The organism is Paraburkholderia polaris, assembly GCF_012927345.1.
GTDB lineage: Bacteria > Pseudomonadota > Gammaproteobacteria > Burkholderiales > Burkholderiaceae > Paraburkholderia > Paraburkholderia polaris.
Genome location: NZ_JABBGJ010000030.1, coordinates 1 through 25,063 on the forward strand (window position 1 = coordinate 1; position 25,063 = coordinate 25,063).

The window sequence follows — 25,063 nt, forward strand, 5'->3', positions numbered from 1 at the left end:
GTCCTCTTCCTTGCCCCAGATCGCGTCGGCTTTTTTTCGCAGGTTCAGCAGTGCCGCTGCCTCCGCACGGGCCGCATCAGCGCGTTTGAGCTGGCGTTCCAGTTCGCGGATGCGCTTTTGCGCAGCCTTTGCCTCATTGCGCTGCGCCGCCGTCAGCTTCGGTGCAGGCACCCCCTTTGGCCTGCTCGCACGCCTCGCGCCACTGCCGGACCTGCTCCGGATAAATGCCCTTGCTGCGGCAGTACTGTGAGGTCTCGATCTCGTTGAGCGACGCCGTCTCCAGCACCACCCTGAACTTGTCGGCGCTTGACCATCGATCGCTGGTTTTGCCATTGCCCGGCATGAATTTCCCTGTCTGTCTTGCACTTTGCCGCCAGGTCCGTAGCGTCACCGTCGTGATGCCCGTCGCTCCTGACAACTCGATGACCGCACGATTGAACGGCGGCATCATCTGCTGGATCGCCCATTCCCGGGTTTCCGCTGAATAGCGTTTCATTTCCCATTCGCTGTCCGCCCCCCATCTTTACATCAATCGGTTCGGGTGAGGCGACAACTAGCCTGACATGGAGGGCAGGCAAAGAAAAGTAGGTGCCTGCCCCGCACAGGGGCGACGCTAATAGACCAATAACAATTCAAGGAAAGGCCAACACCGCAAGCAAACAGACATTAAGCGCCGCGCAGGCAAACAGATCAAGGAAAGGCCAAAAAACCCAGATCAAGAAAAGCCCAACGCCACAGGCAAACAGACAACAAAGCGCCACGCAGGCAACAACCCAAAAAAAACGGCACCGCCAAAAAAACCACCACCAACCCCGCCGCCAAAGACAAAAAACCCTAATTCGACAACGACAAATACGGCGAACTAAGCGGCGTAGGCGGAAACGGCTGCAAGCCCGTCTGTTTACTAAAGCTATACCGCACATAAACAGCAGCGAGCCACTCGCGATATTCATAAGCATTGCCGAGCGAGGCAGTCGCCCCAAACGCCAACTGCGGCGCCAGTTGATATTCCCCCACCGCGCTAAGCGAATAAGAAACCCCAGTCTTACTCTGCCCAGGATAAACCGCACCACTATCCACACCCGTACCGATGAATTTGGCTTCCGCCGCCGCATTGCTCTGGAGGCCAGGGTCGAGCGGGAAGTAGTTCGACGGATCCTGCCGGTAATGCTGCACGCCGATCGACCCCTTCACGTCATAGGTGAACGCGCCATTGCGCCCAGTCCACTCCACCGGCAAATTCAGGATCATGTACTGTTGCGGACTGAAGTAGCCGCCCTGACCATAGGTGAAGTACGACAGGTTATTGTTATAGGACATCAGTGTCGTGTTCACGCCGATAGTCAGCGTCTGATCAGCATCCTTCAACAAGCGCGTGTAGACACCGCCGCCGCCTTTGATCGCGTTATTGCTCGCGACATGATCGCCCATGTAGTGCTGGTACGCGGCGTTCACATACAGGCCGCTGGTGCCGTCATCCCATGCAAGGCTGGCAAGGCCGCCGTTGGAGGTGACGCCGCCCCACTCGAGGCCGGAGCCCGAGTCGCGCGCGCCGGCATACGACAGCAAGCTGTCAGTCACCGCGCGGCGCGCGACGGCCAGTGAATACGACACCTTGTCAGTAATGGCGCCGTTGTATTGCAAGCCGGCCACGACGGTCTTCTCGGGGAAACCAAGCGGCGTCACGCCGACATCGCCGCTAAAGCCGCGGTTTTCGTAGCCGAGCGACAACCCCACGCCACTGGCGGTCTGGCTGCCATAGATGTTGTTGCCAGCAATCGCAGCCGAGGCGGACGTGCTATTGGACAGCCCCGCGCCAAATCGCGCGAGCGTCGACACGTTGCCCGAGGCGGTGCCGGCATCCAGCGTAACCGGAGTTGCCGTCACAATGACGTGGCCGTTGCCGGCCTTGATACGCCCTTGAATGGGCGCTTCAATATCCGTCAACGTCGACAGGCCGTCTTCGCCCTCACGGTTGCGGAACACGATCCCGCCCGACACGGTGCTCGATTGCTCGCGATTGACCTGAGCAAGTTCTTCGGCGACACCGAGCGTCTGCGTGTTGGCGACGTTCGGCTGCGGGTAGTTGCCGCCGTTGCCGTTCGCGCCGGGTTGTTGCGGGTAATACGGCTGCGCATAACCGGTCGGCGGCTGCGGAATGTACGGCTGCTGTTGCTGCGCGTAATAACCGGAGCCCTGATTCGGATACGGCTGATAGGGCTGCTGACCGTAAGCCTGCTGCGGCGGATACGGTTGATAAGGCTGCTGCGCATAGCCCTGTTGTTGCTGCGGATAAGGCTGCTGCGCATACGGCTGCTGGCCGTAGTAGGGCTGTTGCTGCTGCGGATAGCCTTGCTGCTGCCCATATGGCGCCTGCGCATAGGCTTGCGCGTTGCGGCTGCTCTTCGACGTACTTTGCTTCTTGCTGGCCGAGTGTTTCGTGCTCGTGGCCGAGTTCGTGGAACGCGGCTGTTGCATCGAACCGGCATTGGCTTGCGCTTCCCGTGCCGCAGGCGACATCGGCCATGGCGTGGCCGCGTAGCCGTCCGGTGCACCATACGGCGCTTGTTGCGGATAGGGCGCTTGTTGCTGATATTGCGCTTGTTGCGGATAACCAGCCTGTTGCGGGTAGCTGGCCTGTTGCGGATAACCCGGCTGCTGCGGATACGCCGGGTTGTACTGCTGTTGCGGGGCCTGCTGCATCGGCGGCATCTGCGTTTGCATCTGCGGCTGGCCTTGACCCGGATACGGTTGCAACGGCGCGCCCGACTGGCTCGACCCGTTGGTCTCCTGGCCGTAGCCCCCGGTGTTGGCACCGGGACGCGGCGCGTTATAGGGAACGGCGGTGGGCGCGGCGTTGGGCACATACGGCTGCGCAGGCGCCGTATAAGGCGCGACGTAAGGCGCGGGCTGCGAGGGTGGCGGATAGTTCGGCACGGTCTGTGACGGCAAGGAGGACTGCGAGTACGGAAGCGATGCACGCGCGGCATTGGAGCCGCCGCCCGCAAGCGCGGCGTTGTCGGCGTCGGTCGGCGTGACCGTTTTACCTTCGAAGGGATTGGTGCCCGGCAGCGGCGTCGCGCCGATCCGGCGCATCGCGACTTCCCAGCCACGCGGCACGTTGCTCGGCGCATTGGCGCGTGGCGCGTTGGCCATCAGCGGCGTATTGGCCGCAACCAGCGAGCGTTGCAGATAAGTCGACGCAAGCGACAGCTTGCCTTCGGCGCGATACATGCGGCCGACCGTAGCCAGCACGCCCGGATCGCCGGGCGCCGCGGCAAGCGCCTGATTGGCGAGCGATTCGGCGTAGCTGAACTGTTTCGCACCGACCGCCGCGGGGATGGTCGCCTGCAGCAGGTTAAGGTCGTCGGGCTTGCGCTGCAGCGCGACGCGGTAACTGGCGAGCGCGTTGCGGTCGTCGCCGGCGCTCGAGTAGAGGCGGCCGAGGGCGGCTTGCAGATCGGGATTGTCAGGCATCGCCGCAAGCCACGGGGCGATCACGTCGTAGGCGCTGGCAAGGTCGCCGCGCTGACGCACCGCGTCGCATTGCTTGATGACGATACCCAGATTCAGATTGCCAAAATCCGTGCGCTGCTGCGGCGTCAATTGCATCGACGCGAGCCGCCGCATCACCATGCCGAGTTCGGCTTCCTGCTGCGTGGCGGACAGAATGCCCGCGTATTGCAGCAATAAATCGGTGTTGCCGGGCGCGGCGTTCATCGCGCTACGTACGAGGCTCAACGCGCGATTCGGGTCGCCGGCCTGCTGATACGCGGTGGCGATTACGCCGATCAGTTCGGGGCTGTTGCCCGCAATCGGTTCGGCCGCGTACAACGTCGCCAGCGCTTGTTGCGACTGGCCGTTGCGCGCCATCCGCGTCGCGAGGTCGGCCTGCTGATGCACCCACAAGCGGTGCTGCAAGGTCGTCATCGCGTCGGTGCGTTGTGCGACCGGAATCCGTTCGAGTTGCGCGAGACCGGCTGCCCAGTCCTGCGTTTCCGCCGACAGCAACGCGCTCGCATACAGCGCGTCGGTCATGTCGGGATGCGCGGCGAGCAGGCCGTCCATCATGCTGCGGGCATTCGCAACCGCGCCCTGGCGCACGTAAATGCGCGCGAGGTCCAGACGCAGCCAGGGATCGTCGGGGGTGTTCAGCAGCGCATCTTCGAACAGGCTGCGCGCGCTGCCGAGATCGCCGCGCGCTTCGGCTGCGCGCGCCTGCGCTGCCTGCGCTTCGCCGCGCAGACGGTTGATGCCGCCGGCCTTCGACTGTTGTTCGCTGTTCAACTGATTGGCGAATTGCAGCGCTTCGTCGCCGCGGCCTTGCGCGGCAAGCGCGCCGACGAGGCCGCGAATCGCATCGGGATTGTCGGCCTGGCGGCGCAATGCCATCCGGTAGGCCTGCTCCGCGCCGACCGGGTCGCCGTTCGACAGCAGCATTTCGCCAAGCAGCACCTGCGCGGTGACGTCGGACGGATTCAGTGCGATCGCGCGTTCGAACAGCGACTTCGCCTTCGCGAACTCGCCATTGCTGCGCGCGCCGATCGCGTCGCTGGTATAGGTCCAGTAGGTCGCGCTATCGAGCGCGGTTTTCCAGCGCGCCGGATTGCCGCTGCGCGACGCACGTTCGAGATAGTTGCGGGCTTCGGCGAATTTTTCCTGCTTCAACGCGGCGATCCCCATGCCGCCGAGCGCGTCGGTGTCGTTCGGACTATTCGCCAGTACTGACGAAAACTTCGCGCGTGCCGTGCCGAGGTCGCCACGATCGAGCGCGGCGAAACCGTCGGCGATGGTGCGGCCGCGGGCGTCGACGGCGGCATTTTCCTGGGCGCGATCGCGGGCCGCCTTGTCCTGCTGAACCATCGACTCGAAGCGCGCCTTGACCGCGGCGTCGTCGGGTGCGCCTTGCAGATAGGCTTCGTACATCGCGGCATCGGAAGGCCGTGCGTCGAGCCATAACAGTGCCTGCCGCCAGCTCTTCTTCGCCGACGCGCCGACGGTGCTGTCGCCGGCGAGTTTCTGCAGCCGCGCGATACCGTCGCGTCGTGTCACATCGCGATACGTCAGATGCTGTGCATAAGCGAGGGCGTAGCGCGGGTCGTCGGGATTGTCGCGCGCGAGTTGTTCGAGGCCGCGGCGTGCCTGGTCCCAGCCTTGCGGTGTGGCCGACAGCGCCTGGTAATATTCGAGCTGCAGTGCTGGCGTGGCCGGCTTGCCGTTCAACGCGCGCTGATACTCCTCGACCGCACTCGCGCTTTGGCCGCTTTGCGCAAGCCGCCGCGCGTCATTGACGCTCTGGTCGCGCAGGCTCGATTCGCCAAGACGCCGACCCAGTTCGTCGAGATTCGGATAGTTCGGCGCGACCGCTTTCAGGCGCGCCAGATATTGCTGCGCGCCCGCGCCGTCCTTGCGGTCGGCGAGCACCATGCCCATGCCGAAGAGCGCATCGGGCTGTTTCGGGTCGATGCGCAACACCTTCTGCCACGCCTGCTCGGCGAGGTCGCCGCGGTGATGCGATTGCCAGTACTTGCCCTGATCGATCAGCACGTTCAGCGGATCCTTCGACTCCTGCGCCAACGCGTCAGGCGAAGCCATCGCCACGCAGCAGACGGCCGTGAGGCTCAGCGCGAACCGCAATGAAAACGCGAGGGCGCTCAGTCGCATGCATTTCTCCAACTCGGCACGAGACGGCCGGCTTCGTCGAAACGATAGCGGCCGTCGATAAATCCGGTGCCGAACAAGCCCAGCACACGATCGTAATAGACAGGTTCGCGGCCCGGCACGCTGGTGTCGAGCACGGCGAGATGGGTGCGCGCGAGACCGAGGCCGCGCTCGTCGCCGAGTGCCTTGAAGTACGGCGCGAGCGCGCCCCAGTAGCTCAACGGTCCTTCGCCGCTTGCCGTGCCGGTGGTCGACGAAACCTTCTCGGGTGGGATGCCGGTTTGCGCCACCTTCGCGCGCATGCCGCCGAGCGCCGCGAGCCAGGGTTTGGCGAGCGGATCGGCGGGCGAGGCGAGGCCGGCCCACAGGTAGACCCGGATCGCGTCATAACTGCCCGTGTCGCCTTCTTTCGAGTCGACCACGAACTGGCCGTTCTGCCACGCCGCCCAATCGGGCGCGAAGCCTAGCGGCGCAGTGGTCTTGATCAGCTTGTAGGCGCTGTCGGCGAGCTTGGCCCACGGACCGTTCGGTACCTCGTGAGCAAGTGCGCGCAGCACCGGCAAGGGCAGATAGCTCGGATTCAGGCGCGTCACGCCACCCTCCTTGAAGCCCTGCGATCCGGGCAGCAGCATCGGGCCGACGCCCGGCAGCGTGGTCATTTCCTGGCGAGCGATCTGTGCGGCGAGCGCCTGACCGAGTTGCGTATAACCTGCCTCATGCCAGAGGCGGCCGGCCTGCAGCAGATCGTAGGCGATCCACAGGTCGGAGTCGGACGCGGAATTTTGATCGAGTACGCCGAACGAGCCGTCCGGTTTCTTACCCCATAGCCATGACGGCAGCCGCACGTTTTGCGGGTCGAACTGATTGCCCGCGAGATTCGTGCGGGTCCAGTTGAGCAACCGGTCGAAAGTCGCGCGGTCGTTCGCGACCAGCGCGAAGAACAGGCCATATGACTGGCCTTCCGAGGTGGTTTTCAGCTGGGGTGACGAGTAGTCGATCACGCGGCCATCGGCCTGCACGAAGTGTTCGACGAACGTGCGGTACGCCGGCCAGTCGTTGTTGCACGGACCCGCCTGACCTGGCGTCGAAGTGGTCTGGGCCACCTTGGTGAAACTCGCAAAACTCGTGGCCGCAGCGAGGACAAGGCCCAAGCCAAGCCCGAGCGTCAGCGCCACGCGTGTCTTATTGATTCCAACCCGCATATCAGTCCTATCAGTCCCTTAGGCGGCGCGCGGCGATCGAGCGCAGCGTCCGGTAGAACAGGCCCGCGATGATCAGCGCGGCGAGCACACCGCCCAGCATCAGCAACAGCGGATGCGACGACAGCGCCCAGCGCAGATACTCTTGCGGCGACAAACGGCCGACATAGTACGCTTCGCCGTTCGACGTGATGGTGACGGTGCGGCCGTGGATCACGGCCATCGCGCCTTGAATCTCCGGCAGCACGTCGGCGTCGAGCAGGGCGGTGGACAGATCGGCGTCCGACTGGCCGGCTGCGCTCACCAGCGCGACGGCGCTGCGGTTCTTCTGCAGCGGCGATTCAAAACCGGTCAGCAGCGCATCGCCGTTCGAACTCACGAGCGTCAGGTCGGCACGCGCCGGCGAGCGTTCGACACCGCGCTCGCCATGCCACCAATCCTCGAGCTTGAAGACAATGTCTGAGAGCGCGAACGTGCGCGAATCGCCGTCGCTGGAGAACGGCATCGACTTGGCCCAGCGCTGCAGCAGCGGTTGACGGCCGGGTGCGCCGAAAATCAGCAGGTCCTTGTTGGCGTACTTGTCGACGTCGTCGGGCGTGCCGACGGTGACGCCATTCACCGGGTAACCCGTCGATGCGCCCATGCGGCCCATGGTCAGCAGGTACAGGCTGTAGTCGCTCGAATCGGCCTCGTTCGGCAGAATCACCGCGGTCTCGGAGAGGTCGGCCATCCGCGTGAACGGGAAACCGCTGTTGGCGAATGCCGCCAGATCGGGCAGCGCCATGTAATGCGGGAACGACGACAGGTCGATGGTCGAGTTCGGATCGATTGCGCCGACCACGTTTTCCAGCAGACGGCCGTGACATTCGCCGGTGTTCGGAATGTCGTAATAGAAATGCAGGCGCACTTGCGCGCGCGGCGTCAGTAGCAGTGGCGGAATATAGACTGTGCGACGCGCTTCGGCGGTCTTGTCCGGCAACACGCGCGCGAAGTAATGGCTCAGCTCGAATATGGAGGCCGACTCGGCCGGAATCGGCAGCGCCTGCACGAAGCCGTCATTGACACCGACGTTCAGCGACGAACGGTCCCGCAGCGGACGCACTGTGTAGCGATAGCGCAGATCGATCGGCGCGCCCTTGGTGTGCCACATGAACAGATCGGGCGGGACGCGCAGATTCACGCGCACGGCGTCGGCGTCGTAGCCGGACACGGTCAGGTCGCGCGCGTCGGCGAGTTCGCCGAAACGCACGGGGCGGTTAGTGGGCAGCCAGTTTGGCGCGTCGTACGGCGCACGCGGCGCGAGTTCGTTCAACTGCGTGATCGTCGCGCTCGGGCCGGTCAGCGTGTTCTGGCCGATGCCGAGTGCTTTGGCGGCGGTTTTCAGTTCGGCTTCAGTGCGGCCGAGCACGAGCAGCAGCTTGCCGCGTGCCGGCGCTTCACGATCGACCACGGCGATAGTCGGGCCGGAAATCGCCGGAATCGTCACGCCGGCCGGACGTTGGTCGTCGGTCGCGAATACCACCGCGTTACCCGACAGCGGTGCGTTATCCAGTTGTGCGGGAAATACTGCGCCGCGATAGCCTGCGAGCGCGCCGAACCATGACGCGACGATGCCGCCGGCTTCGAGCGTAGCGGCGCCGGGTTTTTGCGGGAACACGAACGGCAACTCGAGACGGCGCACGTCGCGGCGGTCGAAGAACGGCTGCGGCAATGCCGCCAGGTCCGGCTTGCTGGCGAGCGACGCATAGGTCAGATCGAGCGAACTCGCATTGCTGACGGTGGCCCACAGCGAAGAATTCGCCGGGTCTTCGCAGCTCGTCGTGTAGTGACCGATCAACTGCACGTTCAGGTGGTTGAATTCGGTGATGAAGCGCGGATCGATCGAGACGTCGCGGGCCACCAGCATGCCGGCCTGTTCGCGCGGCACGGGCAGCGTCGCGGCGACTTCGCCGTTCACCAGCACTTTCAGCTGGGAAATATTCGCGAGCAGCGCGGGCGAGTAGCTATAGACCAGATGCAGGATCGCGCCCGTCACCACTTCGTCGCTGCGCACGGAAAACGCGACGCCGTTCTGGCCGTCGGTGCCGCGCAGTTGCAGCGGATCGTGCGCGCCAAGGTCGGCGAAGGTAAGCGTCTGACGGCGGCCGCCCGGCACCAGCGTGCCCGGTTCGGCGGTGGTCGGCGTTCTGATACCCAGGGCTTTCACCGACGACGGGGCGAGCGCCGGCGTGGGTGTGGCCAACTGGGCTTGCGCGATGGTGTTCGGATCGTAGGGGACGGCCGCGCTCGGCGCGGGCACACTCCCCACGCCGGTGGCGACGCGCGCAGCCGGCGCGCCCTGGGCCGCTGCCGCCTGCCCGGCTTGTGATGCGCTCGCGCCGCTCATGGCCGCCGCGGCCACTTCGGCCGCCGAAGCCAGCGGCGCCGCCAACGCGGTCTGCAACGCGAGCCAGCAGGCGACGCCGCGCATCAGCCGCTGCGAGCGGGGGCGTCTAAACAGACGCGTCTCCGGTTCCATCCCACTGCGCTCGTGATTCGAGCGTTCGACGTTTGACTTCGCCATCCTGTTGCCCATAGATCAGTCTTTGGTTTTTAGCTTCTTGACGTCCACCGGACGGCTTTTCATCGAGCTTCGAAGGTCGGCATAAAGGTGCTCGAAAAGACCCCCAATGCCGCGCGCGCCGACCGTCAGCACATGCGACAGACCGCGCAACGGCGTGTCCTGCAGACGCCCCTCGGCCCAGCCGGTCCACGCGTCGGCGCGCGCGAAGGTGGTCTTGACGAACTCGTATTCCTGCTCTCGCGTCATCGCGGAGAAGCGCAGGCCCACTCGGCCCGGCTCCGTGAAGCCAACGGTGGCAGGGAAGGCGAATTCCTCGTCGCCGCGAAATAGCGACACGGTCACGCGTTCGTGCATCGGCACTTCGATTTTGGCCGGCAGCGCCACGCCGACGCCGCCTTCCGAGTAGTCGATGGTTTCGCAGGCGAGCGTGCGGCCGGTCGAGAACTTCAGCATGACGGGCATCTGCATCGCCACACGGTGCACCGCGCGAATCTGCCGGCGCTCGCTCGCCGCAGCCACGCTCGCGCCGAGAATCAGCATGTTGTAGGTGGTCCAGCCGAGGTTCAGGATGGTCGTGTTCACCACACTGCGGATGTGCCAGTTCAGATAGATATGCACGATCCCGACGACAAAGCCGATCAGGTTCAACAACAGCAGGAACAGATACGGCCGCGAGATCGCCCAGTCGAAGTAGTTCTTCTCGATCTGGCCGCCCTTGGCCGTCACGTTGAACTTGCCGAGCTTCGGGTTGATCAGCGCAAGCAGCGTAGGCGCGGTGATGTACGACGCCAGCACCGATTCGTACACTTCGGCCCAGAACGAGTGGCGGAATGAGCGCTGCATCCGCGAGTTGGTGATGCTCGCATGCATCATGTGCGGCAGTGCGTAGATCGCGATCGTGCTGGCGGCGGCTTCGATCACGTGCGCGCCGAAGAACAGATACGACAGCGGCGCGGTCAGGAACACCAGACGCGGGATGCCGTAGAAGAAGTGCATCATCGCGTTCAGATAACAGAGCCGCTGGCCGATTTTCAGGCCCTTGCCGGTCAGCGGATTGTCGATCCGGAAAATCTGCGTCATGCCGCGCGCCCAGCGAATCCGCTGGCCGATGTGGCCGGAGAGACTTTCGGTAGCGAGACCCGCCGCCTGCGGAATCGCCAGATACGCGGTGGTGTAGCCGAGGCGGTGCAGCTTCAACGCGGTGTGCGCGTCTTCGGTGACCGTTTCCACGGCGATGCCGCCGATCTCTTCGACCATGGTCCGGCGCAGGATCGCGCAAGAGCCGCAGAAGAAGGTCGCGTTCCACAGATCGTTGCCGTCCTGCACGAGGCCGTAAAACAGTTCGCCTTCGTTCGGCACCTTGCGGAAGGTGCCGAGATTGCGTTCGAACGGATCGGCGGAGAAGAAGTGGTGCGGCGTTTGCAGCATCGACAGCAGCTTGTCGCGCAGGAACCAGCCGAGGCCGATCTGCAGGAACGAGCGGGTGGGGATGTGATCGCAGTCGAAGATCGCCAGGTATTCACCCTGGGTGATCTTCAGGGCCTCATTGATATTGCCGGCCTTCGCGTGGCGGTTGTGGGTGCGGATCGTCCAGGTGACGCCGACTTCCTCGCAGAACGCCTTGAACTCGGGACGGCGCCCGTCGTCGAGCACGTGGATCGAAATCTTGTCGGCCGGATAGTCGAGCGCGAGCGCGGCGTAGATGGTCGGTTTCACCACCGAGAGCGGCTCGTTGTAGGTCGGGATGAACACGTCGACGGTCGGCCACAGGTCGCGCGAAGCGGGCAACGGCATCGGCGTGCGCTTGAGCGGCCAGGCCGTCTGGAAGTAGCCGAGCAGCAGCACGATGGTCGAATAGACTTCGGCCGAGACCAGCAACAGGCCCCAGGCGGCGTCGAGCGGATGTTCCCAGTAAGTGGTCGAAGTGAGCCGCCAGTACATATAGCGGCCCGAAGTGACCACCGAGAGCATGATCATCACCATCGTCGCGTAACGGCCAGGCAGGCGGCGGAACCACAGGGCGGTGATGAAGCAGCAGGTCGCGAAGGTCAGTTGCTCGTAAAACGCGAGCGGCACCGTGAACACGAAGTACAGCATCACCAGCGCGAACAGCGTAACCAGACCCGTCACGATCCGGCTGTTCCAGAACCGTGCGTCGACGAAGCGTTCGAGCCGCGACGGCTCGGCGCCCTCGAGGCCCTGCGAAGAAGACGTACTCATGCGACGCTCCTCGGCGAGACGGCGATCGCATCGACCGCCGCCATCAGCCAGTTGCCGCACGAGCGAAAATCGGCGGCTGCCTGGCAGAGTGGATCGTAGTGAATCAGCGTGGTGTCGCACGCGAGCGCTTCGCTCACGCCTTCGTCCAGATGGATCACGCCCGGGAAGAGCTTGTCGCCGAGCATCTGGCGCAAGACCTTGAGGACGTCTTTGGTCAACTGGCGCGACTGGTCGATCTGGTTGGTCACGTAGCCAACGCCCCCGAACTCGGGGCGCGGCGCCGCGTAGGTTTCGATCAGCCGCTCCATCAGCGGAATGGCTGCGTAAGAGGCAGCGTCGGCGAGCACCACGTTCAGCGCGAAGGTGGCCGCGCACAACGCAGTGCGTACGTACACAGAAGACCCCGGCGGTGTATCGATGATGACGATGTCGGATGCATCGAGCCGCAGTGTTTGCAGCGACTGCGCGAGCCATCCCGGTTCATGGTCGATATACGCTTCGAAGCGGCGGCGGTCGTCTTCGAGCACCGCGCCATAGGGCAGCACGGTCACGCCGTCTACGCCGTCGAACATGACCGATTGCCACGGATCGCCCGTCAACGTCGCGCGCGACAAACCGTCGATGCTGTCGAGCGGCACGCCGAAATGCAGACGGAGCGCGTTTTGCGGGTCGAGGTCGAGGGCGATCACGCGCCGGCCGCTGGCGGCCAGCACGGAGGCGAGATTGGCGGCGAGGGTGGTTTTACCGACCCCGCCTTTGGCGGACACGACCGCAATGACTTTCATGAGCGACGAGGGCCGTTGACCAGCCACGAGTTGGAGCCGGCGGGCGTGGCGACACGGGGTACGCCGGCTCGGGGTGCGCTGGCCGGCGCGGCGGCCGTTTGGGCGGGTGTGCCGCGCAGACGGTCGAAGACCGACTGCAGCGGCGCCGATTCGCTTGCGGGCGCGGCGGGTTGCGGCGGCGCGAGTGCGGGTTCCGGGGCGAACAGTTTGCCGAGGATCGAAGCAGGGGGCTTCGGCGCTGCGGGCCCAGTCGTGTAGGTGTGGGCGGGTGCCGGTGCTGGCGCCCATGCTGGAGCGTGAGCTTGAGTATGAGCTTGAGCCGATGACGCTGGCGTCCGTGCCGGGGCAGCGGGAACGGGAGCGGGTGCGGGCGCCCACGTCGGCGCGGGTGCGGTGGCGGTGGCGCGTGGTGTGAGGGCGGGGATCTCGGCGCGCGGTGTCAGCGCGGTTGCTGGTAAGCCCGCCATGGGTTGCGTGACAGGCATGGCCGGCGTGCGGAACAGGGCTGCCGGCGGAATACTGGCAGGCGGCATGGCCGGAGGAATCGGTGAAGTGGCAACTTGCGCGGCGACCGGAGAGACGTGTGGCGGCGCGACGGCAGGCGCAGCCTGCGTGGCTACCGGGGGCACTGCGTCGATCCGCGCTGCGGCTGGCGCTGCTTGTGTCGCTTGCGTTGCTTGCGCCGCGGCGTCAGCGTTCGTTTCGAGTGCGCCGAAACGCGAAGCGCCGCTCGGAGCGGCAGGCTGAGCGGGGACGACGACGGGCGGAATGTCCCGCCGATGCGAGCGGGTGAACAGCGGCGCCTTCGCGCGCGTCACCGAGGTCGCATCTTTAGGCGTCGTGTCCTGACGATCGACGGCTGCCGCCGCGTCTTGCGCCGACGCCTGACTGGCAACTTCGCGGCGTTGCCCGATCGCGGGAATCGCCGGCTGGGTCAGATCCAGCGTCACCAGCAACGGCCAACGTGTGCGCGCCGAACGCGCTTCGTTTTCGCGGCCGATTTCCTGGTACGCATTGGCGTCGCCCCCAAAATGATCGAATAGTTTTTCGATGTCGCTCGATGAGCTCATAGTGCCGCCGTCTTGTTCATGACTTGCCTTGCCCCGATCCCACCCACTTGCTCGCGGCGCCAGAATGCTGGTGCTGCCACTTCATGCGCACCGGTCTGGCGCGTTCCTCTACTGCCTGTTGCTTGACGACTCGCTATCGGCCTCGAGCCGGTATTGCCGGCTCACACCTGATTTCAACGTCGCGGTCCGCTCATCGGGTCCGCCCTCCCGGTGCGCCGCTCAGACAGGATGCCGGCCCAGCCGGAATTCGATCGCAGTATCCGTGCCGTACTCGCTCGTTTGCGCGACCGACAGGCCCTGCGCGCCCAATGCGCTCAACCAGGTCTGATAGACGGCTTCGAGAAACGCCGGCGTCCATGCGAGCGCCGTGTCGCCGAACGCCTGCAGCGGCGCGCAGTAATGAACGATGCGCAAAGATTCTGCTTCGTCGGACAACTCGACGTAGCCCCAATCCATTTCATGCCAGACCAGATTCAACGCCTGAGCGAGTTCCGCCGTCGACCCGCAAGCGGGCAATTGATGCGCCGCGGCAAACCGGCAGCCGACGCGGTACATCAGTTGGCGCAGTTCGTCGCGACCGATCTGGGCTTCGAACTCTGTTGCCAAGGCAGTCAGCATGCCGCGCCATTGTGGCGAGATCTGGCGTTCCAGCAGGTAATCGAGAATTGGGACCATATTTTCCGGGAAATGGCCGTTGCTTCAGCCGCGTGTAAAACGGGTGCCGACGGTCGAATGCAAATGAACGTGTTACGAAAAGCCGCGCGTTGCACGCGTCCGAGGTTACTTTTACCGAATTGTCTAGTCTGTTTGCCACACTTCGCAGGAGTCTACTTAAGACATTAACTTTTAGCCACTTTACATTCGTCTGAGTTATATGCGCAAATGGTTGCGGTAGATGTATATCAATCACTAATTGTTGTTGCCTGAATCGCCTTTCGCGCGTCCCTGCTGCGGATGCCTTGCGAAAGTGTTCGTGATCGTCCTCATAACTTCCATTAGCGGTCGATTTCGCCGTTGTTTTAGCGCTTCGTTGCGTGGCAAATACAACGCTTTGACATTGCGTGGATGCGATAAGCATTCGCCTTCCGGGGGAGGCTGCAGACTTTTGCAGAGTCGTTGTGCCCTCAACTTTCATCAGGGCCGGTAAGCTTACGAACTTGCGCCGCCCTGCTGTGCGGGCAACGGCGCAAGGAGCGCAGACAGCAGGAACGTGGCGCGCTATAGCGATGCCGCTCACTCAAGACAACAATGCTCAATCCACTCACTATTCTGGCTGTCACGGTTTTGTCGGGCGCCATGGGGATCGCCGTGCTCGGCTCGCTATGGCGTGCGGCGATACCCGGTGTCGGCTACTGGATCTCGGCCAATACGGTCGCGATCGTGGCGCTTCTTGCTTTCGCTTCGCAAGGACACGCGTCGCGCTGGCTGACTGTCGTGGCCGCCAACGAGCTGCTGGCCGTCTCGCTGCTGCTGGTGGTTGAAGGTTGCTACCGTTTTCTGGGCCGCCGCACGCGGCCGTGGGCGGCCTACGCCGGCGCGGTTGCGGTGTTGATCGGCATGACTTACTGGACCTTTGCCGCGCCCGACTTCAACGCGCGCGTGAGCGTGGCGTCGGCGTATCACGCGGCCCTCTACGCGATGCTTGCCGTCATGATGCTGCGCGACCGTCCCTCGCACCGGCCGCGCTACTGCTACTACTTTCTCGCGGCAGCGTCGGTGCTGCTATGCGTGGGGCATGCCTCGCGTGGCGTCATGTACGGCTTCGGCATGCTGCTGCAGTCCAACTTGCTGCAGGTGACGCCGGGCAATGTCGCCTTTCTCGCACTCGGTATCCTCGCGCCGCCCTGTCTTTCGATCGGGGTTGTGATGCTGGCGCACGATCGCCTCGCCGAGCGGCTCGAGCGGCTTGCCAATGTCGACGATCTGACGGGCGTGTTATCGCGCCGGGCCTTTCTCACGACCGGCGACGCGCTGCTGGAGGCGTCGCTGCGTGCCCGCTCGCCGGTGGCGATGGCAATCATCGACATCGATTCGTTTAAAGCGGTCAACGACCGCTACGGCCACGCCGTCGGCGACCAGGTGCTGAGCCATTTTGCGGCGTTCGTCAGCGGCAACCTGCGGGTCGGCGACGTGTTCGGGCGGCTGGGCGGCGAGGAGTTCGGCGTGCTGTGCCCGGCAACGACCAGTGCCGAAGCGGTGCGATTGATGGATCGCCTGCGGGTCCGGCTCGCGTCGGCCGCGCCGGCGGAGTTGCCGCGCGGACTGAATTACACCTTCAGCGTCGGGGTGGACCAGCATCGGCGCGACGAGTCGCTTGCCCAGTTGATGGCGCGTGCCGACGGCGCGTTGTATGCCGCCAAGGCCTCGGGACGCGATCGCGTGATGGCCGCGTAACCCTTACCGAACGGCGCGCAATTCTATTTGCGGGCGGGGCATAAATATTTGTCAGACGGTTGCCGTTATACATTGGCCGAGTAACCGGAGCCAGCCTGATATCTATCAATATGCTTTCCACCTCAACGAAGCAACTGTCCGATTCGGGTTTGCGCGATCGTTTTCATAGACGCTCGCTGGACCACCAGCGCCCACTTTCGACCGTGACGATGGCGTTTACTGTTGTCGCGTTCCTGTGTTTCGTGGGGGCGCGCAACATGGTCGCCGGCCCGGCGACGCCGCTTGCCTACCGGCTCGCCTGTGCGCTGGTGCTTGCCCTGCTGGTGATGGCGATTCCACGCGCCGGTTCGATCTGGATGTTCGGCGCAATCGGTGTCGCGTACTCGCTGGTGCTGGTGGCCGGTCTTGCGCTGAACGTCTCCGGCGTCGAACAACCGTTGCTGTGGGTACTGCCGGCGATGGTGGTGATCCCGATCTGCGCCGCGCCGCTATGGCTCACGCCGCTGCATTTCTTTGCCGGCAGCGCGCTCTTCTATGCGGCGGCGCTAGCCTTACTGTTTGGCGAGCCGCACGGACACGACGTCGACGTGGTCGTGTGGATGTGGATTGTGGCGATCGGCGTACCGACTTCCGCGGTGTTTCACTTCGGGTTTTACCGGTTCCGGCGCAACCACTTTCTGCTCGAGAGCCAACTGGCGCAGCTCGCCGCAACCGACCCGCTGACCGGCCTGCAAAACCGCCGCGCGTTTGTCCAGCAGGCCGAGCGCCGCCTCGAAACCATGACGTCCGATGCGCGAGTCAGTGCGATTTTTCTCGACATCGACAGTTTCAAATCGCTGAACGACCGCTTTGGCCACGCGATCGGCGACCATGCGCTATACCGGGTCGCCCAGGTGCTGATGGAGGAGACTTCCGCGGACGACAGCGTGAGCCGGATCGGCGGCGAGGAGTTCGCGGTGCTGCTGCGCGACGGCCTGGCCGGCGCACTGGCGCTGGCCGAGCGCCTGCGCGGCGCGATTGCCGGGATCGAGCGGCCGGACGGCTATCTGACCGCGAGCTTCGGCGTGGCCGAACACCGGAGCGGCGAAAGCATCATGGTGTTGCTCGACCGCGCCGATGAAGCCTTGCTGCGCGCCAAGCATTCGGGCAGAAACCGCGTGTGCGCCGAACGCGCGTTGCCGCGCGAGGCGCTGCAAATGCTCTCCGATGCCGGGCACGCGGAAGGCGGGGCGGCCGCGCGGCGGCATCGCTGGGAGGACTATTACCTGACCTCGCACTTTCAGCCGCTATACAGTTTGTCGCATCAGAAGCAGGTGGGGTTCGAGGCTCTGTTGCGCGGCGAGCAGGACGACGGCACGTTGGTGCCGCCCGTGGTGTTGTTCGCGCCGAAGCCGTCCAGCGACGAAGGCGCGCTTGATCGCGCCAGTCATGCCGTGCATCTGGCCAATGCGCGCAAGTCGCTGCCCGGCGACGCGTGGCTGTTCCTCAATATCCTGCCAGCCACCTTTGTCGCCGAAGGCTATGCGGATCAGCTCGCGATGATCGTGCGGGCAGTGGGGCTCGAACCTGGGCAGGTGATTCTCGAGATTCTCGAATCGCATGGCGGCAGCGTCGACGACATGTCGCGCGCGGCGGCTTTGTACCGCGAGCACGGCTTTCTGATCGCCGTCGACGATTTCGGCGCGGGTCAATCGAACCTCGACCGGCTGTTGCGGATCCGGCCGGATCTTGTGAAGCTCGACGGCGAGCTGATTCGCGCGACCAGTCACGGCACCGAGCAGCCGATCTTGCCGAAGCTCGTTTCGCTGTTGCATCAGGCGGGGATGCTGGTTGTCGTGGAGGGCGTGGAGACCACTGAGGAATTGATTCTGGCTGTTGAGTCGAATGTGGATTTCGCGCAGGGGTATCTGCTCGGGCGGCCGGCTGCGGAGATTGCGCCGCCGGAGTCGGTGCATCGGCGGATCGACGATGCTTTCGATGTGATTGCCCAAGGGAGGGCGCATCAGCATGCGTTGTTCGAGTCGGAGGTGGAGCCTTATCGGGTTGCCTTGAGGCTGGCTGCCGATGAGCTGCTGGCGGGTGTGTTCATGGATCAGGCGTTTGCTTTGTTGGCTACGTTCGATCGCTGTATCAGTTGCTTTATTCTGGATGATTCGGGGCGGCAGATTGGGCATGAGGTGCCGGGGCCGGCCTGGAGTAGCGAAACGGCTTCGCTGCATCCTGTGGCGAATCCTCGCGATGCGAGATGGGATCATCGGCCTTATTTTCGGAATGCTGTTTTGTTGCCCGGGGTGGCTGTGGCTAGTAATCCTTATCTTTCTTTGGCCAGTGGGCGGCCTTGTGTTGCTGTTACGTTGGCTGTGCAGGTTGCTAGTGAAAGGTCTGTTGTTGGGGTGGAGTTGGATTGGGCGGCGGTGGGGTTGCCTTGGCCGGCGGGGGATTGATTTTGGGTTTTTTTTTGCCTGCGCGGCGCTTGGTCGTCTGCATGCCTGTGGTGTTGGGCTTTTTCTTGATCTGGCTTTTTGGCCTTTCCTTGAATTGTTAGTGGTCCATTAGCGTCGCCCCTGTGCGGGGCAGGCACCTACTTTTCTTTGCCTGCCGCAAAGAAAAGTAGGCAAAAGAAAGCGGCTCAAACCAATCCTGCTAAGCGGGTCTCCCGGCTCGCAGCGGGTAGTGGTGCATCTGGAATCTGTGTTCTCTCACATTCGGCATTAGTGACAAGGGCGTCATACTTCCGGCGGCGCTGCGCGCGCCGAAGAGTACTTCATAAAACCATCCGGTGTGTCTTCGCCCTCTGGGTCCTCTCGGCGTAGAGGTTCCGTCGCATCGCCTCGGTACACAAACCAAACCGCGCCACGCAACGAAATCAGGCAAGGCCCAAAGCCCAAAGCCCAAAGCCCAAAGCCCAAAGCCCAAAGCCCATGCCCATGCCCATGGGATTCACGGGTTACGTTAGTACCCGCCCTTCGCCGAAGTTGCCGCTGCCGCAGTCTTTTTATACGAGGCCGCCAAATCCGCGGCCGCCCGGCTCAACAATCCTGTGTCCGTTCCCACCGCCACAAACGTCGCGCCGGCCGCCAGGTACTCGGCGGCAATTCCTGAGTCCGGAGCCAGGACGCCAGCCGCCTTGCCCGCATCCCGCACCGTCCTGATACCTCTGCAAATCGCCTCGCGTACGCTCACGTCGCCCGGCTTCCCGAGCAAACCCATCGACGCACTCAAATCCGCCGGGCCAAAGAACACGCCATCAACGCCTTCTACTTTTTCAATTGCCGGCAGGTTTTCCATTCCCTGCACGGTTTCTACCTGCACCAGCACACACAACTCATCTGCCGCAGTGTGCAGGTAGTCCGGTATCCGGTTCCACCGCGATGCCCGCGCCAACGCACTCCCCACGCCGCGAATCCCCTGCGGCGGATAACGCGTCGCCGCAACGGCGTCCGCGGCTTGTTCCGCTGTATCGATCATCGGCAGCAACAACGTCTGTGCGCCTATATCGAGCAATTGCTTGATCAACGCGCTATCGCTTCGTACCGGACGCACCACCGGATGCGATGCGTATGCAGCCACGGCCTGCAATTGCGCCAGTGTGCTGCGCACGTCGTTCGGCGCATGCTCGTTGTCGATCAATAGCCAGTCGAAACCGGCTGTGGCCAACAACTCGGTCACGTACGCGTCGGCAAGCGCCGCCCATAAACCGAATTGCGGTTTGCCCTCAGCTAGCGCGTGCTTAAAGGTGTTTTTCGGTAGAGACATGTCGGCACACTCAAATGAAATTCAAACCAATACCGCCCAGCGGACCATAGTCGACGTGGAACGTGTCGCCCGCTCGCGCAGGGATCGGGCTCGTGAACGAGCCGCTCAGAATCACGTCGTTCGCGTTCAAAACTTCGTCATACGGGGCAATCTTGTTCGCGAGCCATGCAACGCCAGTGGCAGGGTGATTCAGCACGGCCGCGGCGAGGCCGCTTTCTTCCACGGCACCGTTCTTGTAAAGCAGTGCGCCAACCCAACGAAGGTCGACGTCCATCGGGCGCACCGGGCGGCCCCCCAATACGATGCCGGCATTGGCCGCGAAGTCTGAGATGGTGTCGTAGACCTTGCGCGGCGCCTTCGTCTCACGGTCGAATTGTTCGATGCGTGCATCGATAATCTCGACAGCAGGAGTCACGTAGGCCGTGGCATCCAGCACATCGAATAGTGTGACGCCAGGACCCTTCAAGGGCTTGCTCAATACGAAGGCCAGTTCGACTTCCACGCGCGGTGCAATGAAGCGGTCGGCGCGGATGTCGTGACCGCTTTCAATGAACATGCTGTCGAGCAGCGGCGCATAGTCGGGTTCGTCGATCTGCGACGAACGCTGCATTGCGCGTGAGGTCAGGCCGATCTTACGGCCCTTGATCACATGGCCCTCTGCCAGTTTGAGCTTCACCCACTCGCGCTGAATCGCGTAACCGTCCTGTACGGTCATCTCGGGATACTTGGCCGAGAAGTGGCGCAGCTGGGTGCGCGTTTTCTCGGCGTTGTCGAGTTGCGCCGCGAGATCGCGGATAGTCTGTTCGTCTAGCATGATGGATTCTCTATAAGCGGCAACGAGGCACGGCTACCAGATCTGGCTACCAGGCCCAGGGACTAGGCCCGGGTATTTGCCTTTAGTCGCGCGTGCAAATTGTTGTGTTTCCACGTGCCGGTTTCGCTGAATTCGTTGATTTCCAACGACAACGCGAGGCCGTGTTTTTCAAACTCAGCGGCGAAGTGCTGTTTGATCACTTCAAACAGTGCATCTCCGGTCGCCTTTTTAGCGGCGTCCGAGCGGCCCGCGGCGATCTTCAGGTTCGCGTGCAGGAAGGCGGCGTCGGCTCTGCCGTCGGCAATGCAGTACTGCTCGGAACGCAAGGCGCGCACGCGGATGCCGCCGAGCGGATACACGCGTTGTTCGTTCTCGCGCTGTGCGTCGAGGCAAGCAGCAAGCGATGTGCAAAGCTGCCCAATGCTTTCTTCACCAGCAAGATTGGCGCTGTATTCGAGTGTCAAATGTGGCACAGCAAGCTCCTTTCTCTGGACTTAAGCGGGCAGGGGCGTCACGGGGAAGATCGCATTGATCTGGCCGGTGCCCGAACTGCCGAAATACGGCGTGACGACTTCCACCTTGCCTTCGTAACGATCCCAGCCGAGCGCGCCGAGCAGCATCGCGGTGTCGTGCATGCCGCCTTCGCCCCAGCATTTCTCGTTGTAAAGCGGCAGCATCTCGCAGAAGGTCTTCCAGTCGCCGGCTTCCCACAACTCGACCACCTTGCGGTCCATCTGTTCGAGAAACGGGCTCCACACCTTGTGCATGAACTGCTCGGCGGTGCCGTTGTTGGCGAAGTGGTGGCTCAACGAACCGCTCGCCAGAATCGCCACGGTGCCGTCGTAACGTTCCTCAATCGCCTTGCGTACCGCGAGGCCGAAGCGCGCGCTGGTTTCGAGGTCGTGCCACATGCACCAGCCGGAGACCGATACGGTCTTGAAGTGCTGGTCGCTATTCATATAGCGCATCGGCACCAGCGTGCCGTACTCGAGTTCGAGCGTGGTCTCGCTGTGCGCGCGGCTCTTGACGCCCATTTCATTGGCGACTTCCGCAATCAGATCGCCGAGCCCGACATTGCCGGGATACGCGTACGGCATGTTCTTGATGAAGTGCGGCAGCTCGTTACTCGTATAGACGCCCTCGAACCTGGGTGCGCAATTGATGTGGTATTCGCTGTTCACGAGCCAATGCACGTCGAATACGACGATCGTATCCACACCCAATTCGCGGCAGCGCCTGCCGATTTCATGGTGGCCGTCGATCGCGGGCTGACGGCAGCCCTTATGCGGACCGTCAAGTTCGGACAGATATAACGACGGCACGTGTGTGACTTTTGCTGCCAACGCGAGTTTGCCCATCGCGGTCTCCTATTCTGTGTGGCGCGAAGCGTGATGCTCTCGCGCGCAAATGACCCGCGTTTCAGACGCCCCAGCGCGGAATATGATGCGAGCCGAGCGATACGCAAACGTTCTTCGGTTCGAGGAACACTTCATAGCTCCACGTGCCGCCTTCACGTCCCACACCCGATGCCTTCGTGCCGCCGAACGGCTGGCGCAGATCGCGCACGTTCTGGCTGTTGACGAAGCACATACCGGCCTGGACCGCCGCGGCGACGCGCAAGGCCCGGCCGGTACTCTCCGTCCAGATGTAGCTGGAGAGACCATATGAAATGTCATTGGCAAGTTTGATCGCGTCGGCTTCGTCGTCGAACGGAATCAGGCAGGCGATCGGGCCGAAGATCTCTTCCTGCGCGATCCGCATGCGGTTGTCGACGTCGACGAACACCGTCGGCTGAACGAAGTTGCCTTTGCGCATGGCTTCGGGCAAGTCGGGTGTGTCGAGTCCGCCGCACGCGAGCGTCGCGCCTTCTTTGGGACCCAGTTCGATATAGCTGCGCACCTTGGCCAGGTGCCCCTGGCTGATCATCGGGCCGACGATCGTGCTGTCGGCCAGCGGGTCGCCCACGGTCAGGCGTTTTGCGCGTTCGACGAAACGCTCGGCAAAGCGCGCGTAAATCGAGCGTTGCACCAGAATGCGCGAACCCGCCGTGCAGCGCTCGCCGTTATTCGAGAAGATCATGAACACGGCTGCGTCGAGTGCGCGTTCGAAATCGGCGTCGTCGAAAATCACGAACGGCGACTTGCCGCCCAGTTCCATCGAAAACTTCTTCAGGCCGGCCGTTTGCACGATGCGGTTACCGGTTGCCGTCGAACCAGTGAACGACACCGCATGCACATCCGGATGCGCCACCAGCGGTTCGCCGGTGTCCTTGCCGAAGCCGTGCACGACGTTCAGCACGCCGGCTGGAATGCCGGCTTCGAGCGCGAGATTGCCGAGCATCGAGGCGGTCAGCGGCGACAGTTCGCTCATCTTCAGCACGGCGGTATTGCCGAACGCGAGGCAGGGCGCGACTTTCCACGTTGCCGTCATGAACGGTACGTTCCACGGCGAGATCAACGCGCAGACGCCGACCGGATGGAACAGCGTGTAGTTCAGGTGCGTATCGGTGGGATACGTATGACCGTCGACGCGCGTGCACATCTCCGCGAAATAGCTGAAGTTGTCGGCGGCGCGCGGCACGAGTTGCTTGCGCGTCTGCGAGATCGTCTGGCCGGTGTCCTTGGTCTCGGTCTCCGAGATTTCCGGCACGTTCTTCGCGATCAACTCGCCGAGCTTGCGAATGATTTTTGCGCGTTCCGCTGCGGGCTTGCCGGCCCATGCCGGAAACGCTTCTTTGGCCGCGCGCACGGCGGCATCGACTTCTTCCGCACCGCCGCGGGCGACTTCAGCGAGCACGTCTTGCGTCGCGGGATTAACCGTCTCGAAGTAGTCTTTTGCGGTGCTCGCCTTGCCATTAATCAGATGTTCGATTCGCATTGCCTTGTCCTTTTCTCTTTTATGTCGATCGGAGTTGGCGCAAAGCACTTACTCCGATCCCATGCAAAGCCGTCGTATCACGCGCGGCCGAAGTCCGCGTCGGATGCAATCGTATTGACGAGACGGCCAAGGCCGTCGATTTCGCAGACTACTTCGTCGCCCGCATTGACGTTGACGATGCCTTCGGGCGTGCCGGTCAGGATCACGTCGCCGGGTGCGAGGGTGATGAAGCTGCTCAGGTATTCGATCAACGCCGGGATATCGGTGACGAGATCGCGTGTGTTGCCGTGTTGCTGCCGCGTGCCGTTCACGAACGTGCGCAATTCGAGTTGCGTGACGTCTTCGACATCGGCGGTGTCGACGAACCAGGGACCCAGCACGGTGCCACCGTCGCGATTTTTCACGCGCAGATTGGGACGGTAATAGTTTTCCAGGTAGTCGCGGATCGCGTAGTCGTTAGCGATCATGTAGCCGGCCACATGCTGCATGGCGTTTTCGCGCTTGACGTTCTGCGCGGTTTGCCCGATCACGACCGCCAGCTCGCACTCGTAGTGCATGAAGGTGACGTCGGCGGGGCGGCGCGTGAAGCCACGGTGACCGATGACCGTGCCTGGGCCTTTGAGAAAGACCAAAGGCTCTTCCTGCTTGTTGAACTGCAATTCCTTCGCATGCTCGGCGTAGTTCAAGCCGAGCGCGAAGATCGTGCCGACCTCGATCGGTGCGAGCCACACCACTTCATCCTCGCGACGCACGCGGCCGTCGGCGAGGCGTACGCCATTGGCGTCCGGATAAGCTTCGTGAATCGCTCCTGCATACGCAACACGGCCGCGCATCATTGCTGTTCTCCATCTTGTTCTTCTGCACCGACAAACGACACCTCGAGCGGCGGCAATCCGCCAATCGATAGCGTGGCCGTATCGCCGATATGAGCAACCGGCGAGCCATGCGGCACGCCCAGCGTAATGACGTCACCGGCGCTGAGTGTCATGAAATCGGTTACTTCCGCAATCAATTGCGCGACTTTGCGTACCGACGACGCAGTGCTCGCCGTGAAAACCTCACGTCCTGGAAGCGAAACCTCGATCGTCAGATCGTCAGGCGCAGCAACGTGACGTGCTGCAACCACCGCAGGTCCGATTACACAAAAGCCGTCGCGCGCCCGGAACCGTACCGAAGGCCGGTACACGCTCGCATGCGGCACGCTCAAGTCGGCGACCAGCGTGTAGCCGGCGATGTAGTCGAATGCCTGAGCCGCGCTGACGCGTGTTGCAGTGCGGCCAATCACGATACCCAGCGAAGCGCCGACTTCCACGCCTAATGCATCGTCAGGCACGACGACACGGGCGCGATGACCGGCGAAGGTATTGCGCGGCTTCAGATAGAGAACGGGCGCTTTCGGCGGTGCTTTATAGGGCGCGGCATGCACCGCATCGCCCAATGCTTCCAACGCGGCGCGGTCGTTCAGCAAGGTTCCATAGACAGCGCCGGAAACTGGCGCGCGGCACGCTACGCCGCTTGCGAGCAGCGCGGCAACGGTGTGCGCATCCACGTCGCGAGGCAGCGCGTCGCCCTCGGGATGCAGCAGGTGATCGGCAAGTGCAAACATAAATCAGCTGTCTCTCGGAGAAAACACTAACATGTTAGTAGTATTGCGCTTGATATCATCCACGGTCAATAGCCTGTCGGCTGATCGCGGGTTTTCCCTTAAGCTTCGACGGCTGCTT

The 25,063-nt window shown here is 63.1% G+C and carries 17 protein-coding genes; 2 read left to right on the plus strand and 15 right to left on the minus strand.

What is annotated here, in order from left to right; all coding sequences use genetic code 11:
• Nucleotides 1-133: 133 nt before the first annotated feature.
• From HHL24_RS25845 to bcsD, 8 genes are all read right to left on the minus strand, one after another.
• Entirely contained in the window at nt 134-496 is a 363-nt protein-coding gene (locus HHL24_RS25845; RefSeq protein ID WP_169488189.1) for a hypothetical protein, read from the minus strand.
• Between the two features lie 338 nt (nt 497-834).
• Entirely contained in the window at nt 835-5,664 is a 4,830-nt protein-coding gene (locus HHL24_RS25850) for a cellulose synthase subunit BcsC-related outer membrane protein (protein ID WP_169488190.1), read from the minus strand.
• Nucleotides 5,655-6,863 carry a cellulose synthase complex periplasmic endoglucanase BcsZ gene (gene bcsZ, locus HHL24_RS25855; RefSeq protein ID WP_169488191.1) on the minus strand — a complete coding sequence of 403 codons (1,209 nt, stop codon included), beginning with the start codon at nt 6,861-6,863 and terminating at the stop codon, nt 5,655-5,657. Before bcsZ ends, HHL24_RS25850 begins: the two co-directional genes overlap by 10 nt.
• A 10-nt stretch (nt 6,864-6,873) precedes the next feature.
• Nucleotides 6,874-9,435 (minus strand): cellulose biosynthesis cyclic di-GMP-binding regulatory protein BcsB, encoded by a 2,562-nt coding sequence (bcsB, locus tag HHL24_RS25860; protein WP_169488192.1) that lies wholly within the window; start codon nt 9,433-9,435, stop codon nt 6,874-6,876.
• A gap of 3 nt (nt 9,436-9,438) precedes the next feature.
• Nucleotides 9,439-11,643 (minus strand): UDP-forming cellulose synthase catalytic subunit, encoded by a 2,205-nt coding sequence (gene bcsA, locus HHL24_RS25865; protein ID WP_169488193.1) that lies wholly within the window; start codon nt 11,641-11,643, stop codon nt 9,439-9,441.
• A complete protein-coding gene (gene bcsQ / locus HHL24_RS25870; RefSeq protein ID WP_169488194.1) occupies nt 11,640-12,428 on the minus strand; it encodes a cellulose biosynthesis protein BcsQ in 789 nt (262 codons plus the stop codon). Before bcsQ ends, bcsA begins: the two co-directional genes overlap by 4 nt.
• A complete protein-coding gene (gene bcsP / locus HHL24_RS44625; RefSeq protein ID WP_169488195.1) occupies nt 12,425-13,498 on the minus strand; it encodes a cellulose biosynthesis protein BcsP in 1,074 nt (357 codons plus the stop codon). Before bcsP ends, bcsQ begins: the two co-directional genes overlap by 4 nt.
• A gap of 219 nt (nt 13,499-13,717) precedes the next feature.
• A complete protein-coding gene (bcsD, locus tag HHL24_RS25880) occupies nt 13,718-14,173 on the minus strand; it encodes a cellulose biosynthesis protein BcsD (protein ID WP_169488196.1) in 456 nt (151 codons plus the stop codon).
• A gap of 573 nt (nt 14,174-14,746) precedes the next feature.
• Between bcsD and HHL24_RS25885 the strand changes: the two genes are divergently transcribed.
• Both HHL24_RS25885 and HHL24_RS25890 read left to right on the plus strand, forming a co-directional pair.
• Entirely contained in the window at nt 14,747-15,892 is a 1,146-nt protein-coding gene (locus HHL24_RS25885) for a GGDEF domain-containing protein (RefSeq protein ID WP_169488197.1), read from the plus strand.
• A gap of 110 nt (nt 15,893-16,002) precedes the next feature.
• On the plus strand, nt 16,003-18,336 hold the full coding sequence (locus HHL24_RS25890) for a bifunctional diguanylate cyclase/phosphodiesterase (RefSeq protein WP_169488198.1): 2,334 nt from the start codon (nt 16,003-16,005) through the stop codon (nt 18,334-18,336).
• Between the two features lie 508 nt (nt 18,337-18,844).
• Here the strand turns inward: HHL24_RS25890 and hpaI are convergent.
• The 7 genes from hpaI to HHL24_RS25925 all read right to left on the minus strand — a co-directional run bounded on the left by hpaI (nt 18,845) and on the right by HHL24_RS25925 (nt 24,945).
• On the minus strand, nt 18,845-19,648 hold the full coding sequence (hpaI, locus tag HHL24_RS25895; protein WP_169488199.1) for a 4-hydroxy-2-oxoheptanedioate aldolase: 804 nt from the start codon (nt 19,646-19,648) through the stop codon (nt 18,845-18,847).
• A 10-nt stretch (nt 19,649-19,658) separates the two neighbouring features.
• Nucleotides 19,659-20,462: a 2-oxo-hept-4-ene-1,7-dioate hydratase gene (gene hpaH, locus HHL24_RS25900; protein ID WP_169488200.1), complete on the minus strand. Its 804-nt coding sequence runs from the start codon at nt 20,460-20,462 to the stop codon at nt 19,659-19,661.
• Nucleotides 20,463-20,524: 62 nt separating this feature from the next.
• On the minus strand, nt 20,525-20,935 hold the full coding sequence (locus HHL24_RS25905; protein ID WP_169488201.1) for a 5-carboxymethyl-2-hydroxymuconate Delta-isomerase: 411 nt from the start codon (nt 20,933-20,935) through the stop codon (nt 20,525-20,527).
• Between the two features lie 21 nt (nt 20,936-20,956).
• Entirely contained in the window at nt 20,957-21,820 is an 864-nt protein-coding gene (hpaD, locus tag HHL24_RS25910; RefSeq protein WP_169488202.1) for a 3,4-dihydroxyphenylacetate 2,3-dioxygenase, read from the minus strand.
• A gap of 61 nt (nt 21,821-21,881) precedes the next feature.
• A complete protein-coding gene (gene hpaE, locus HHL24_RS25915; RefSeq protein WP_169488203.1) occupies nt 21,882-23,339 on the minus strand; it encodes a 5-carboxymethyl-2-hydroxymuconate semialdehyde dehydrogenase in 1,458 nt (485 codons plus the stop codon).
• Nucleotides 23,340-23,416: 77 nt separating this feature from the next.
• Nucleotides 23,417-24,175, minus strand: coding sequence for a fumarylacetoacetate hydrolase family protein (locus tag HHL24_RS25920; protein ID WP_169488204.1), 759 nt, complete (start codon nt 24,173-24,175; stop codon nt 23,417-23,419).
• A complete protein-coding gene (locus tag HHL24_RS25925) occupies nt 24,172-24,945 on the minus strand; it encodes a fumarylacetoacetate hydrolase family protein (RefSeq protein ID WP_169488205.1) in 774 nt (257 codons plus the stop codon). The genes HHL24_RS25920 and HHL24_RS25925 overlap by 4 nt, the downstream gene beginning before the upstream one ends.
• Between the last annotated feature and the right edge of the window lie 118 nt (nt 24,946-25,063).